We start from the raw sequence: 12659 nt of genomic DNA on the forward strand, positions 1-12659 counted from the left end.
CGGAAAATAGCCAAGCGAAAGATGCTAGCACAGATGAACGGTCATGGCGCCGAAGCCGCTTCAGGAAACGAAAATTCCCGGCTTTTAAGGGCAAAAGTGAACTTGAACTGTACGGCAGCCCTCAAACACACCGAGAATCGCCGTTCGTCCACGACTCCAGGAGCATTTGATTATGCGTTTTACCTCGACTTTCGCCCTTGCTGCATCCCTGACCCTCATGTCCCTGGGTGCGCACGCCGCAGCCCCGTCGAACTGGCCTGCCGGTGCGCGGGACAGCTTCATCAAGGATTGCAGCGCAGCCGCCCAGCAAAGTGTTGATGCCAAAACCGCCAAAGACCACTGTGAATGTGGCGCGGACAAAATCAATGCCGAATTGAGCAGTGCCGAAATCAAGGAACTCATGACCAACCAGAACGCAGATCCTGCGCTCAAGACCAAAGCTGTGACGGCTATTTCGTCCTGCAAAGTCGTGAAGAAAAAGTAATTTTTACACCCTGCCAGACCGGCTGAAGGACCAGAAATCGCCATGAAAACTGCCATTTCTCACAAATTACGCAGCTTTTACGGCTTTTTTTAACAGCTGATATTTCGCCTGAAAGCCCCGTAGATCGGGGCTTTCAGCCAACCAAGGCATGAAACACAACGCGATTGATTAGCAAACAATGCCTTGGGGGGGCTCCCAAGCCGAACATTTCGACTATGATAGCTCGGTGTGCCCAGTTGGCCTGAGCAGCACAGCACTACTGAAAATATATGTTTCTTGGAGATACACCATGTCTAATCGCCAAACCGGCACCGTTAAATGGTTCAACGATGAAAAAGGCTTCGGCTTCATCACTCCTCAAGGTGGCGGTGACGACCTGTTCGTACACTTCAAAGCTATCGAAAGCGACGGTTTCAAAAGCCTGAAAGAAGGCCAAACCGTTTCCTTCGTGGCTGAGAAAGGCCAAAAGGGTATGCAAGCTGCACAGGTTCGCCCAGAGTAATTCTGCGCCGAACTAAAAAAACCCCGTCCATGTGACGGGGTTTTTTATGGCCTGGAGAAAAGCGCTGGAGCAATCAGCCGCAATTGACCCGATTGATCACAAGGTTGTCATCGGTATTGAGGTTCAGGCGATCGGAGCGGTATTCCAGCGTGACCATGTCATCTGGCTTGAGAATGCGTGCGTTCTGCGCTCCGGCGCGGCTACGGGCCTGTTCCAGCAATTGTGGCGAAGCTTTCTGGCCGATTGCGAACTCGGCAGCCTTCGCCTCACAGCGGCTATGACCAGCATCGGTCACGGCAGTGTCTTTGGCTGGCTCAGAGGTACCCGGGGTGCTGCAACCCGACAAGGCGAGCGCAGCCAACAAAGTACCGAATGATGCGAGCTTCCAAGGCATGAAGCCTCCTTTGAGAAAAAATGGACAGAGATCGTGCGACCGTGGTTTGGCCGATTGGTTTCAGAATTGTCACAATTGGCTGTGGGCCAGTCTGCCTGAGTCGACACCGGGCGCTGGCGAATCAATCGTCACCAGATATGAACGCACTCAGTAGATGTCGATGTAATCAAACGGCGGGGTTGGCCAATTCTGCTTGAGCGCGTTGAAAATCTGCATCACCCACACCTCGTCGCTGGCTGCGACGTTGCCGACATAACCCGAACCCGCCGCCCAGGTCTCCAGGCGGAACAGAAGGCCGTCGATATCGACGCCACCCACCACGCCCGAAGAAATGTAGGCAATGCCGGCCTTGGTAACGCGCAATTGGGTGTGAACGTTGTCACTGGCGGACGCAAGCAGCTGCCGCACAGCGTCCAGCGTCAGGTTGTCGGGGTTGTTCAAGTCGATCTGCACGCGGTTTGCCCTGGCAATTAAACAGGCGGACAGTGTCGCACAGCCCTCCCCTCATGCCTAAGTAGCAGTGCCAAACACGGCGCAAAATGGTTAACTCCACACGCAGAACGCACTAACCGCCTTTCAGCCCCGCGAGACACCCATGACCATCGTCACGATCCACGCCGACATCAAAGCCAAGTGGCCCCACGGGCAAAGCTCCTACAGCCCGGGCAGCCCGGAGGAGTTGGCAATCATCGGTATCGACCTGCTGGTCAAGGAACTGGGCACACAGGCCGCGCAGGCATTCATCGGCCAGGTATTCGAGAAATACCCGGCCGATCACATGGGGGCGCCAGACCCCGAGCGCGAATAAGACCCGGCCGACGAACGTCGACCGGCAGGCTGTTTACTTCAGGCGACCAAGGCGTTCGGTCAGCAGATCGAAGAAGCCCTGGGCATCGCCATTTTCAACCCAGAACGCGTTCTTCGGTTGTTTCAGGCCATCGTACCAGTCGACGATGGTCTGGCCGAAGGTCGGGCCTTCACGGCTGTCCACCACCACGTTGACCTCACGGCCGCTGAACAGCGCAGGCTTGAGCAGGTAGGCAATGACGGTAGCGTCATGCACCGGGCCGCCCGGGATGCCGTAGTGCTCCATATCGCCCTTGACGTATTCATTGAGAATATCGCCCACCACCTTGCTCGCGTTGTTGTTCAGCGCAGCGATTTGCTTCAGGCGTGCGTCGCTGGTCAGGACCTTGTGGGTCACGTCCAACGGCAGGTAGGTCAGCTTGACGCCGCTCTTGAGCACGATCTCGGCCGCGATCGGGTCGGCGAACAGGTTGAACTCGGCCACCGGCGTGATATTGCCGCCGTTGAAGTGCGCGCCGCCCATCACCACCACTTCCTTGATGCCTTGAGTGATCTCCGGCGCCTGGGTCAATGCCAGCGCCAGGTTGGTCTGCGGACCGAGCATGGCGATGGTGATGCTGTGGGGCTTGGCGGTGCTGAGGGTCTTGATCAGGTAATCAACGGCATTGCCTTCGGCCAGGCCTTTTTTCGGCTCATGCACGGTGACGCCGGAGATACCTTCCTTGCCATGGATGTTTTCAGCGTAGATCGGCGTGCGCAGCATCGGTTTCGGTGCACCGGCATATACCGGGATGTCCTCGCGCCCTGCCCATTCGCGGGCCAGACGTGCGTTGCGGGAGGTCTTGTCGAGGCGCACGTTACCGGCAACGGTGGTCAGCGCGCGGATCTGCAGTTCATCGGGCGAAGCCATGGCGAACAGCAAGGCAACCACGTCGTCAGCACCGGGGTCGGTGTCGATGATCAGGTCGATTTTTTCCGCCGCGTGGGCGCTTGCAGCAGTTAGCACGGACAAAAGCAGCACACTCCGGAACAGGTGTCGCAGGGTTTGGGTACCACGTTGCATGACGCACTCCTTGTCGTTGGGGAATTCTAGAACGTTACGCCGGAAACCAGCGCGATATTGCAGTAGGGCTGGCACTCGCCGGTGCGCACCACCGCCCTCGCCTTGCGGCTGAGCTGCTTGAACTCTTCATGGCTGACCAGGCGGCGTTCGCCGAGGGCGGCCTGTTCGGTCAGGGTATTGAGATCCGCCAGGGCCGGCGGTTGCTTGAGCAGGATTTCTTCCGCGAGCACGTGGCTTTCCACCTGCATCTCGCTGAGGACGATGCGCAAGGTACTGACGAAATCCGGAATGCCTTTGGTCAGCGCCAGGTCGATCAACTCGACACCCGGCGGCACCGGCAAGCCGGCATCACCGATCACCAGAATGTCGCCATGGCCAAGGGATGCGATCACCCGCGACAGCGCGATATTGAGCAAGGGAGTCTTTTTCATGAGGGCACAAAACCTTGGACGTCATGCAATGTGGGAATAGAGGGTTGCGCACCCGCGCGGGTCACGGACAGCGCGGCGGCTACCTGGCCGAAACGAATGGCCTCGGCCTCGCTCCTGCCGTTGGCCAGCGCGGCTGCGAAACCGCCGACGAAGGTGTCACCGGCAGCCGTGGTATCGACCGCCTTGACCTTGGGCGCGACCAGGTGCTCGAAGCCTTGGCCATCGGCAAACAACGCGCCTTCGGAGCCGAGGGTAATGATCACTTTGCCAGCACCGGCCTTGATCAGGCGTGTCGCGGCGGCCTTGGCGCTGTCCAGCGAGTCGACCACCACGCCGCTCAAGGCCGAGGCTTCGCTTTCATTGGGAATCAGGTAGTCGATGGCGGCGTACCAATCCTCGGGCAGCGGACCACTGGCCGGCGCCGGGTTCAGGATCACCGTTTTGCCCAGCTCGCGACCGCGCTTGAGGGCATGGCCGACAGTCTCCATCGGCGTTTCCAGCTGGCAGACAATCACGTCGGCAGCCTGCAGCACACTGTCAAATGCCTGTAATTTGGCTGGGGTCAGCTCGCCATTGCTACCGGCGACAATAACGATCGCATTCTGGCTGCTGTCATCCACCACGATCAGCGCCACGCCGCTGGAACCGTCGACGGTGCTGACGGCCTGGCAATCAATGCCCTCCACCAGCAACGCGTCGCGCAATTGCGCGCCATAGGCATCGGTGCCCACGCAGCCGACCATGGCGACCTCAGCCCCGAGGCGCGCCGAAGCGACCGCCTGGTTCGCGCCCTTGCCGCCGGGAACGGTGGAAAACGATTGGCCGATCAGGGTCTCACCGGCGCGGGGCAGCCGGCTGGCCCGGGTGACCAGGTCCATGTTCAGGCTGCCTATTACCACTACTTTTGCTGGCATACATCAGTACTCATCAATTCGGTTCAGCGGTATTGGGCAAACACACCGGCCAACGGCGCCGTCGACTCGCGCAGGACAATACTCGGCGTCACGATGCGCTGATCGATCGGCAATTGGGGTGTCGCAATTCGTCGCAGTAAAAGCTCGGCCGCCATCTCTCCCAACTGCAGGATCGACTGGCCCACGGTGGTCAGCGCCGGGTACACGTACTGGCTCATCTGGATATCATCAAACCCGATCACCGACAGCTCACCGGGCACCCGGATATTACGTTCGGCAGCGGCGCGCAAGACGCCGAAGCCAATCATGTCGTTGCCGGCAAAAATCGCGCTGGGGGGATTATCCGCCAGCAATTGCGCCGCGGCCGCGTAACCACCGGTACTGGTGAAATCACTTTCCAGCACACGGCCGGCCGGCACTTCGAGCCCCGCCTCGGCCAAGGCGCGGTAGTAGCCCGCCATCCGCATTTGCGCCACGCGGGTATGACTCGGGCCACCAATGCAGGCAATGTCGCGATGCCCCAGATCGAGCAAGTGCCGGGTCGCCAGGTAAGCGCCCTGTTCATGGTCGATGCGCACCAGGTCGACATCAATCCCGTCCAGTGCACGGTCGACGATGACCATCGGCGTGCGTACCGCCTTGAGGCCTGTCGCCAGGCCGCTGTCGTCGCCGCCCACCGAGGTCACGATCAAGCCGTCGATGCGTTTTTCCAGCAGCACCCTCAGGTAGCTGCGCTGCTTTTCGGCATTATCGTCGGAGTTGCAGAGGATCACGCAATAGCCGTTACGCTCGCAGTAATCCTCGATGCCCCGGGCCAGTTCCGCAAAATACGGGTTGAGGCTGTTGGGCACCAACAGGCCGATGGTGGCTGTGGTCTTGGCCTTCAGCGAGCGCGCGACCGCACTGGGTACATAGTCGAGCTGCTTGATGGCCGCCTCGACCTTGATCCGTACCGGCTCGCTGACCGGGCGCGTCTTGTTCACCACATGAGACACCGTGGTGTAGGAAATCCCCGCCAGCGCGGCCACATCCTTGATCGTTGCCATGGCTCAGGCTCGCCGACTGGCGCGCTGGCTGCGGTAAGTATCGAGCACCACCGCGATCACGATCACGGCACCGGTGATGATACGTTTGGTCGGCTCGGTGGCGCCAATCTGCGCCAGCCCTGCCGCCAGTACCGAGATGATCAGCACGCCGAAGAAGGTACTGATGACCGAGCCACGCCCGCCCATCAGGCTGGTGCCACCGATCACTACCGCAGCGATCACTTGCAGCTCCAGGCCGGAACCGGCGTTGGGATCGGCCGCTTCCAGGCGCGAAATCTGGAACAGCGCCGCCACACCCGCCAGCAGGCCCATCAGGCTGAACACCAGGATCTTGTAGGGCTTGGGATTGATACCCGCCAGGCGCACGGCCTCTTCGTTGGTGCCGATGCCGATCAGGTAGCGACCGAACACGGTACGGGTCAGCACCAGCTGCGCGGCGATGATCACCAGCAACGCGATGATGAACGAAGGTGAAATGCCGAAGGCCACCGGATTGGACAGCCAGGCAAACGAATCACCGATGTATGCGGTACGCGAGCCGGTCATCTGGTACGCCACGCCGCGCGCCATTTCCAGCACGCCGAGGGACACGATGAATGACGGGATCCGCCAGGCCACTGTGATCGAACCGGTAATGGTCCCGGCCAACGCGGCGCAGCCCATGCCCAGCACGGCTGCCGGCAACACACTCCAGCCCCAGCCGAGAATCGCCACGCTGACGGCCGATGCGGCCAGGGCCAGCACGGAGCCTACCGACAGGTCGATGCCGCCGATGATCAGCACGAAGGTCATGCCGACTGCCAACACCATCAGGTCGGGAATCTGGTTGGCCAGGGTGCTGAAGGTGTCGTACGAGAGGAAGTGGTCGCTCAGGAACGAGAACAGCGCAATCATCGCCAGCAAGGCGCCGGCCAGGCCCAGGTAGGTGCCCAGGCCATAGAAGTTGCCGCCACGTTTTGCGGTGGAGGAAGTGGTTTTCATGGGGTATTCCTAGGCGCTGCGTCGTTGAGCAGCGCATCACGTTTCTGATAGCCGGCAAAAGCAGCGGCAAGCAATTCGTCCTGGGTCCAGCTGTCGCGCTCGAAGGTCTCGATCAGGCGCCCGGCGGAAAGTACCCCGATGCGGTCGCAGATCAGCATCAACTCACGCAGGTCGCTGGACACCACCACCAGCGCCTTGCCCTGGCGGGTCAGGTCGCCGAGCAACGCATAGATATCGAATTTGGCGCCGACGTCGATGCCTCGGGTCGGTTCATCGAACAGCATCACCGCGCAATCGCGCTCCAGCCAGCGGCCAATCACCACCTTCTGCTGGTTGCCACCCGACAGCTCGGACACCAGCTGCGCCGGACTGGAACTGCGGATACGCATGGCGTCGACCTGGCGCTTGGCCAAGGCCGTTTCGTCACGACTGTTCACCAGGCCACCGCTGGACACCTTCGGCATGTTGCCCAAGGCAATGTTGGCGCCGATGGATTGGGTCAGCAGCAGGCCTTCGCCCTTGCGGTCCTCGGTGATCAGGGCGATGCCATGGCCAACCGCGTCGACGGGCGAGCGAATGCTGACGACTTGCGCAGGTGTGCCCAGGGCCACGGTGCCGCTGTCGGCCAGGTCGGCGCCGAAGATCAGGCGCAGCAACTCCGTACGGCCCGCACCGATCAGGCCGGAGATGCCGTAGATTTCGCCGGCACGCACTTCAAACGACACGTCGCGGACCTTGTCCGAGCGGGTCAGGCCTTTTACCGTCAACAGCGGCGCGCCGATGGTGCGCGGGCCCAGGTCGATTTTCTCGCCCAGTTCGCGGCCCACCATCAGCGTGACCAGTTGCTCACTGTTGTAGTTGGCCATCGGCTCGACACACACCAGCTTGCCGTCACGCAGCACCGCAATGCGCTGGGCAACCCGGGCCAGTTCTTCGAGCCGGTGGGAAATATAGATAATCGCCACGCCCCGGGCCTGCAGGCGGGTGATTTGTTCGAACAGCATCTCGACTTCACGGGCGGTCAGCATCGCCGTGGGTTCGTCGAGGATCAGTACGTGGCAATCGCCGATCAGGTTGCGGGCAATTTCGACCATCTGTTGGTGGCCGATGCCGAGGCTGCCGACCAGGGTGTCCGGGTCGATAGCGTCCAGGCCGACCTGGGCCATGGCTTCAATGGCGGCCTTGCGCAGTTGCTTGCGGCTGATCCAGCCACCGTGGCTGGGCAGGTTATCGAGGAACAGGTTTTCAGCGACCGTCAGGGTTGGCAGCAGGTTAAGCTCCTGCATGACCATGCGGATGCCCTGCTCTTCAGCCTGGGTCCGACTGCCTGGCGTGTAGGCCTGGCCATTGAACTGCATCTGGCCGTCGGTCGGGGTGACCAGCCCGCCGATGATTTTCGACAGGGTGCTTTTCCCCGCGCCATTCTCACCGGTAAGCGCCAACACTTCCCCACGATTGAGCGTCAGGGTGATGTCGGATAGAACCGGTTGGGCATAGGTCTTGCCGATACCGCTGACCGAGAGGACAGCGTTCGGTGCGGAAGATGACATAGGAACGTCTCCAGGCGTCCGCTCGGGTGAGCGGACGCTGTTTTGTGCTGCCGGGGAATTACTTCTTGAGGATGAGTTCGACCGGGGTTTCGATCATGCCATCCACGGCATCGACTTTTTCACCCTTGACCAGCTTCAGAGCGTTCTGGATACCGAAAACGGCTTGCTGGGCAGCAGCCTGGTCGGCGGTGGCCAGGACACGGCCGTCCTGCAGCATCGGCTTGATGGCCTCGATGTTGTCGTAGCCTACGACCAGCACCTTGCCAGCCTTGCCGGCGCCACGTACGGCGGATACTGCGCCCAGTGCCATGTTGTCGTTACCGGCCAGCAGTGCCTTGATGTTCGGGTTTGCCTGGAGCATGGCAGCGGCAATCGCGTTGCCCTTGTCGATTTCCCACTCACCGGATTGGGTGGAGACGATCTTCATGCCGGCGGCATCCATCGCGTCCTTGAAGCCAGCGGTACGCTGCTGGGCGTTGGTGGTGGTGGACACACCTTCGATGATGCCAACCTGGTCACCCTTGGTGAGGTGCTTGGCCAGTTCTTCACCGACCAGGCGCGCGCCCTTGCGGTTGTCTGGACCTACGAACGGGATATCAAGGTTTTTGCTTTTCAGTACATCCACATCAAGACGGTTGTCGATGTTGACGATCTTGATGCCTTTGTCGGAGGCCTTTTTCAGCACGGTGACCAGGGCTTTCGAATCGGCGGGAGCAATGACGATCGCGTCAACCTTGGACAGGATCATCTGATTGACGATATCGATCTGTGCACTGGTATCGGTTTCGTTCTTGATCCCGTTGGTGATCATGTCGAAATCGGCGGAGTGGGCCTTCTGGTATTCCTTGGCACCGTCTTGCATGGTGACGAAGAATTCGTTGGCGAGGGATTTCATGACCAGGCCGACCTTGGGTTTGGCGGCGGTCTCGGCAGCAAATGCAGAGGAAAGAGGCAGGGCAGCGGATGCGGCAGCAAGCACAGCGACAGCAAGAAGACGTCCAGCAAATGGCAGCTTCATGGGTTCACTCCGATCTTATGATTATTGTGAGCAACGCTTGCACCGAAGAACGCTTCGGCAGCCAACCCACCCGGGCGGCTGATACGAGCTTTCACGACACTCGAGGAGGACCCCGTGAAACATCTCGCAAACGTTTGCGTTAGGTCAAACTATGAGAAGCTTGTCGAGATTTGTCAACGGGAGAAAACAGCCTTTTGGTGAATCCGCTTTACGCCCTGCCCTCGAAGCCATCCGGTACCCCCTTTAAACATCCGCGTTGCTGGATCGTTCTCTGAAACGACAGGTCGCGGCGTGCCTCCTGCGTTTAAAACCAAACTTTTCCGTCATCCTTTTCGGACAACCGAACACCCGCGCACCGCTTTGTTCGGAAAGCCGGACAGAAGACCAAGCCATTTACTTACAAATCAAACAAATATAGATATAAATCAATAGTTTAAATTCTATTGCCCAACAAAATCCCGCTGGTACAAATCCTGCTCTTACTCAGCACCTCGTGGCGTTCAGAACCGCCCGGGTGTTTCTAGATGAACCTGCATCAGCACTCATCAAAACTAGAGAGAAGAATAATGAAATCTGCGTTGAAAACTTTCGTACCGGGCGCGTTAGCCCTCCTGCTGTTGTTCCCCGTTGCCGCTCAGGCAAAAGAAGCTGAAACCCAGCAAAAACTGTCCAACGTGGTGATCCTTGCCACCGGCGGCACCATCGCCGGCGCCGGCGCCAGCGCGGCCAACAGTGCGACCTACCAGGCCGCCAAGGTCGGCATCGAACAATTGATCGCCGGTGTTCCTGAGCTTAGCCAGATCGCCAATGTCCGCGGCGAACAAGTATTGCAAATTGCCTCCGAAAGCATCACCAACGAAAACCTCCTGCAACTGGGTCGTCGTGTCGCCGAACTGGCCGACAGCAAGGACGTCGACGGCATCGTGATCACCCACGGTACCGACACCCTGGAAGAGACTGCCTACTTCCTCAACCTGGTGGAAAAGACCGACAAGCCAATCGTCGTGGTCGGCTCGATGCGCCCAGGCACCGCCATGTCGGCTGATGGCATGCTCAACCTGTACAACGCCGTTGCCGTCGCCGGCAGCAAGGACGCCCGCGGCAAAGGCGTACTGGTGACCATGAACGACGAGATCCAGTCGGGTCGCGACGTCAGCAAGATGATCAACATCAAGACTGAAGCGTTCAAGAGCCCATGGGGCCCGCTGGGCATGGTGGTAGAAGGCAAATCCTACTGGTTCCGCCTGCCAGCCAAGCGTCACACCATGAACTCGGAATTCGACATCAAGACCATCAAAAGCCTGCCGGACGTCGAAATCGCCTATTCCTATGGCAACGTAAGCGACACCGCCTACAAGGCCCTGGCCCAGGCCGGCGCGAAAGCCATCATCCATGCCGGTACCGGCAATGGTTCGGTGTCGTCCAAGGTGGTGCCTGCCCTGCAGGAACTACGCAAGCAAGGCGTACAGATCATTCGCTCTTCCCACGTGAATGCCGGTGGTTTCGTTCTGCGTAACGCCGAACAACCAGACGACAAATACGACTGGGTAGTTGCCCATGACCTGAACCCGCAGAAAGCCCGCATCCTGGCCATGGTCGCCCTGACCAAGACCCAGGACAGCAAGGAACTGCAACGGATGTTCTGGGAATATTGATCGCTCCCGGGCCCGGCCGGCAACGGTTGGGCCATCCCGCTCGTGGCGTACCGCGAGCGGGTCTGATTTCCCCCGCTTTATCCCCCGCGAAAAAAACCTTTGAAAAACAAAGCGTTCCTACACCAAATCGGCAAAACCACTGTCAGAAGAACTTCTTGAATTTTAAGCAGTTGCGAAATTGCCCACAGTTAAATACTGTATGCACGTACAGCCTAATAAGGAATACTCCGTGGCAAAGCCTTCTTCCGCAGCACCCGCAGCGCCTGACGCCTATCAACGCCTGGCCGTTCGCGTGCAAAAAATCATCAATTCCACCAACGCCCAGAAGAACAAGGCGGCGTTGATCTTCCGTTTGCCGGAGGAACCGGAAGACGAGTGGGCACGACTACTGGAGGAAATCGCAGAAAACGACAACGTCACCCTCGCCTATCGCGATGACGGTGGCGTGCAGATTTTCTGGGTTGTGCCGAAGGAAGATTGAGTCAATGAGTGTCCGTTTTATCAGTGTGTTGTTCGTGTTTTTTGCTGTCACCGCTCACGCCCAAGCCCCCAGGACGTTCAGCGAAGCCAAGAAAATCGCCTGGAAACTGTATGAACCGCAATCCACAGAGTTCTATTGCGGCTGCAAATACAACGGCAACCGGGTAGACCTGAAAGCCTGCGGCTATATCCCGCGCAAAAACGCCAACCGGGCAGCACGTATTGAATGGGAACACATTGTTCCGGCTTGGCAGATCGGCCATCAGCGCCAGTGCTGGCAGGATGGCGGGCGCAAGAACTGCACCCGCAAGGACGCGGTCTACAAGCGGGCCGAAGCCGACCTGCACAACCTGGTGCCGAGCATCGGCGAGGTGAATGGCGACCGAAACAATTTCAGTTTTGGCTGGCTGCCGGTACAAAGCGGCCAATATGGATCATGCCTGACCCAGGTGGACTTCAAGGCCAAGAAGGTCATGCCCCGCCCTTCCATTCGCGGCATGATCGCCCGAACCTATTTCTATATGAGTAAGCAGTATGGCCTGCGCCTGTCGAAACAGGATCGCCAGCTGTATGAAGCCTGGAACAAGACCTACCCGGTACAGCCCTGGGAACGCCAGCGCAATCAAACCGTGGCGTGCGTGATGGGGCGCGGCAATGAATTTGTCGGCCCGGTGAACTTGAAAGCCTGCGGCTGAACGAAAAAAGCGGGAGCGCCATGGCCTCCCGCTTGTCGACTCTTTACTGCGCAACCTTGTGTTCGATGACCTCGGACACCGTGTCATTCTTCTTCGCAGTGGCCAGTTTCTCGGTCAACTGCGCTTGTTTCGCCTCGGCCTCGGCCCTGGTGCTGAATGGGCCCAGCAGCACCTGGTCCTTACCGTCTTCCTTCGCCAGATAGAAACTGAAACCGTGTTCCAGCAACCACGCGGTCAGGTCAGTCATCGCCTGCAGCTTGTGATCCGGCGGCCCCACCCATACATCCCATTCTTGAGAGGCGATCGCGCCGACCGCAGGTTGCGCCTGGGCGGGCGCCTCGGCAACGGCAGGCCTGGCCTTGGGGGCGTCGACACTTTTACCTTCACCGCAACCGGCCAATGCCAACACCGCAATTGCCATCGCTACTTTACGCACTACCCTGCTCCTTAGAGGATCAAAGAGGCGACTTTATCATTCACTGTCTATTCTGGCCGTCATAAACGTTGGCTTAAACAATGCGAATGATGTATCGCAGACCTGTATGATGGCGGCATGGGAATTAATGCCGCCTCTATGCGTCCTAAAAGAGGCAGCCACAGGGAAGCGCTTCGCAGTAAGCTACACACATCCGACATCTG

16 protein-coding genes are annotated in these 12659 nt (G+C 59.2%); 6 read left to right on the forward strand and 10 right to left on the reverse strand.

Translation table 11 applies throughout. The features are described 5' to 3' along the window. The first annotated feature begins 169 nt into the window (after positions 1-169). Positions 170-484 (forward strand): hypothetical protein, encoded by a 315-nt coding sequence (locus tag HX824_RS10700; RefSeq protein ID WP_080673250.1) that lies wholly within the window; start codon positions 170-172, stop codon positions 482-484. Positions 485-773: 289 nt separating this feature from the next. After that, positions 774-986, forward strand: a complete 213-nt coding sequence (locus HX824_RS10705) for a cold-shock protein (RefSeq protein WP_003179963.1) — start codon at positions 774-776, stop codon at positions 984-986. A 73-nt stretch (positions 987-1059) separates the two neighbouring features. Here HX824_RS10705 and HX824_RS10710 read toward each other — a convergent pair whose 3' ends face one another. Both HX824_RS10710 and HX824_RS10715 read right to left on the reverse strand, forming a co-directional pair. Further along, entirely contained in the window at positions 1060-1380 is a 321-nt protein-coding gene (locus HX824_RS10710; protein ID WP_008438688.1) for an I78 family peptidase inhibitor, read from the reverse strand. 147 nt (positions 1381-1527) lie between these two features. Beyond that, on the reverse strand, positions 1528-1833 hold the full coding sequence (locus HX824_RS10715) for a hypothetical protein (RefSeq protein ID WP_008438689.1): 306 nt from the start codon (positions 1831-1833) through the stop codon (positions 1528-1530). Positions 1834-1975: 142 nt separating this feature from the next. On the opposite strand from HX824_RS10715, the gene HX824_RS10720 reads away from it, so the two are divergent. Next, entirely contained in the window at positions 1976-2188 is a 213-nt protein-coding gene (locus HX824_RS10720; RefSeq protein WP_003219951.1) for a hypothetical protein, read from the forward strand. Positions 2189-2221: 33 nt separating this feature from the next. On the opposite strand, the gene HX824_RS10725 is transcribed toward HX824_RS10720, so the two are convergent. From HX824_RS10725 to HX824_RS10755, 7 genes are read right to left on the reverse strand one after another with little or no spacing between them, the layout of a single operon-like run. Beyond that, positions 2222-3250 carry a nucleoside hydrolase gene (locus tag HX824_RS10725; protein ID WP_003219953.1) on the reverse strand — a complete coding sequence of 343 codons (1029 nt, stop codon included), beginning with the start codon at positions 3248-3250 and terminating at the stop codon, positions 2222-2224. Positions 3251-3276: 26 nt separating this feature from the next. Beyond that, positions 3277-3681 (reverse strand): D-ribose pyranase, encoded by a 405-nt coding sequence (rbsD, locus tag HX824_RS10730; RefSeq protein ID WP_008438690.1) that lies wholly within the window; start codon positions 3679-3681, stop codon positions 3277-3279. Continuing rightward, positions 3678-4595, reverse strand: a complete 918-nt coding sequence (gene rbsK, locus HX824_RS10735; protein WP_008438691.1) for a ribokinase — start codon at positions 4593-4595, stop codon at positions 3678-3680. The genes rbsD and rbsK overlap by 4 nt, the downstream gene beginning before the upstream one ends. A 23-nt stretch (positions 4596-4618) precedes the next feature. After that, positions 4619-5641, reverse strand: coding sequence for a LacI family DNA-binding transcriptional regulator (locus tag HX824_RS10740; protein ID WP_003219958.1), 1023 nt, complete (start codon positions 5639-5641; stop codon positions 4619-4621). 3 nt (positions 5642-5644) lie between these two features. Next, on the reverse strand, positions 5645-6622 hold the full coding sequence (locus tag HX824_RS10745) for an ABC transporter permease (protein WP_008438692.1): 978 nt from the start codon (positions 6620-6622) through the stop codon (positions 5645-5647). Then, positions 6619-8172: a sugar ABC transporter ATP-binding protein gene (locus HX824_RS10750; protein WP_008438693.1), complete on the reverse strand. Its 1554-nt coding sequence runs from the start codon at positions 8170-8172 to the stop codon at positions 6619-6621. Before HX824_RS10750 ends, HX824_RS10745 begins: the two co-directional genes overlap by 4 nt. A 58-nt stretch (positions 8173-8230) precedes the next feature. Beyond that, positions 8231-9190 carry a sugar ABC transporter substrate-binding protein gene (locus tag HX824_RS10755; protein WP_008438694.1) on the reverse strand — a complete coding sequence of 320 codons (960 nt, stop codon included), beginning with the start codon at positions 9188-9190 and terminating at the stop codon, positions 8231-8233. Between the two features lie 566 nt (positions 9191-9756). Between HX824_RS10755 and HX824_RS10760 the strand changes: the two genes are divergently transcribed. The 3 genes from HX824_RS10760 to HX824_RS10770 all read left to right on the forward strand — a co-directional run bounded on the left by HX824_RS10760 (position 9757) and on the right by HX824_RS10770 (position 12020). Then, positions 9757-10845 (forward strand): asparaginase, encoded by a 1089-nt coding sequence (locus tag HX824_RS10760; RefSeq protein ID WP_003219965.1) that lies wholly within the window; start codon positions 9757-9759, stop codon positions 10843-10845. 229 nt (positions 10846-11074) lie between these two features. Then, a complete protein-coding gene (locus tag HX824_RS10765) occupies positions 11075-11326 on the forward strand; it encodes a DUF1654 domain-containing protein (RefSeq protein WP_008438695.1) in 252 nt (83 codons plus the stop codon). 4 nt (positions 11327-11330) lie between these two features. Next, positions 11331-12020 (forward strand): endonuclease, encoded by a 690-nt coding sequence (locus HX824_RS10770; protein WP_003219970.1) that lies wholly within the window; start codon positions 11331-11333, stop codon positions 12018-12020. Between the two features lie 43 nt (positions 12021-12063). On the opposite strand, the gene HX824_RS10775 is transcribed toward HX824_RS10770, so the two are convergent. Beyond that, positions 12064-12441 carry a hypothetical protein gene (locus HX824_RS10775; protein WP_003219972.1) on the reverse strand — a complete coding sequence of 126 codons (378 nt, stop codon included), beginning with the start codon at positions 12439-12441 and terminating at the stop codon, positions 12064-12066. Positions 12442-12659: the final 218 nt, after the last annotated feature.

This window comes from Pseudomonas sp. D4002 (genome assembly GCF_013385665.1).
Lineage (GTDB): Bacteria > Pseudomonadota > Gammaproteobacteria > Pseudomonadales > Pseudomonadaceae > Aquipseudomonas.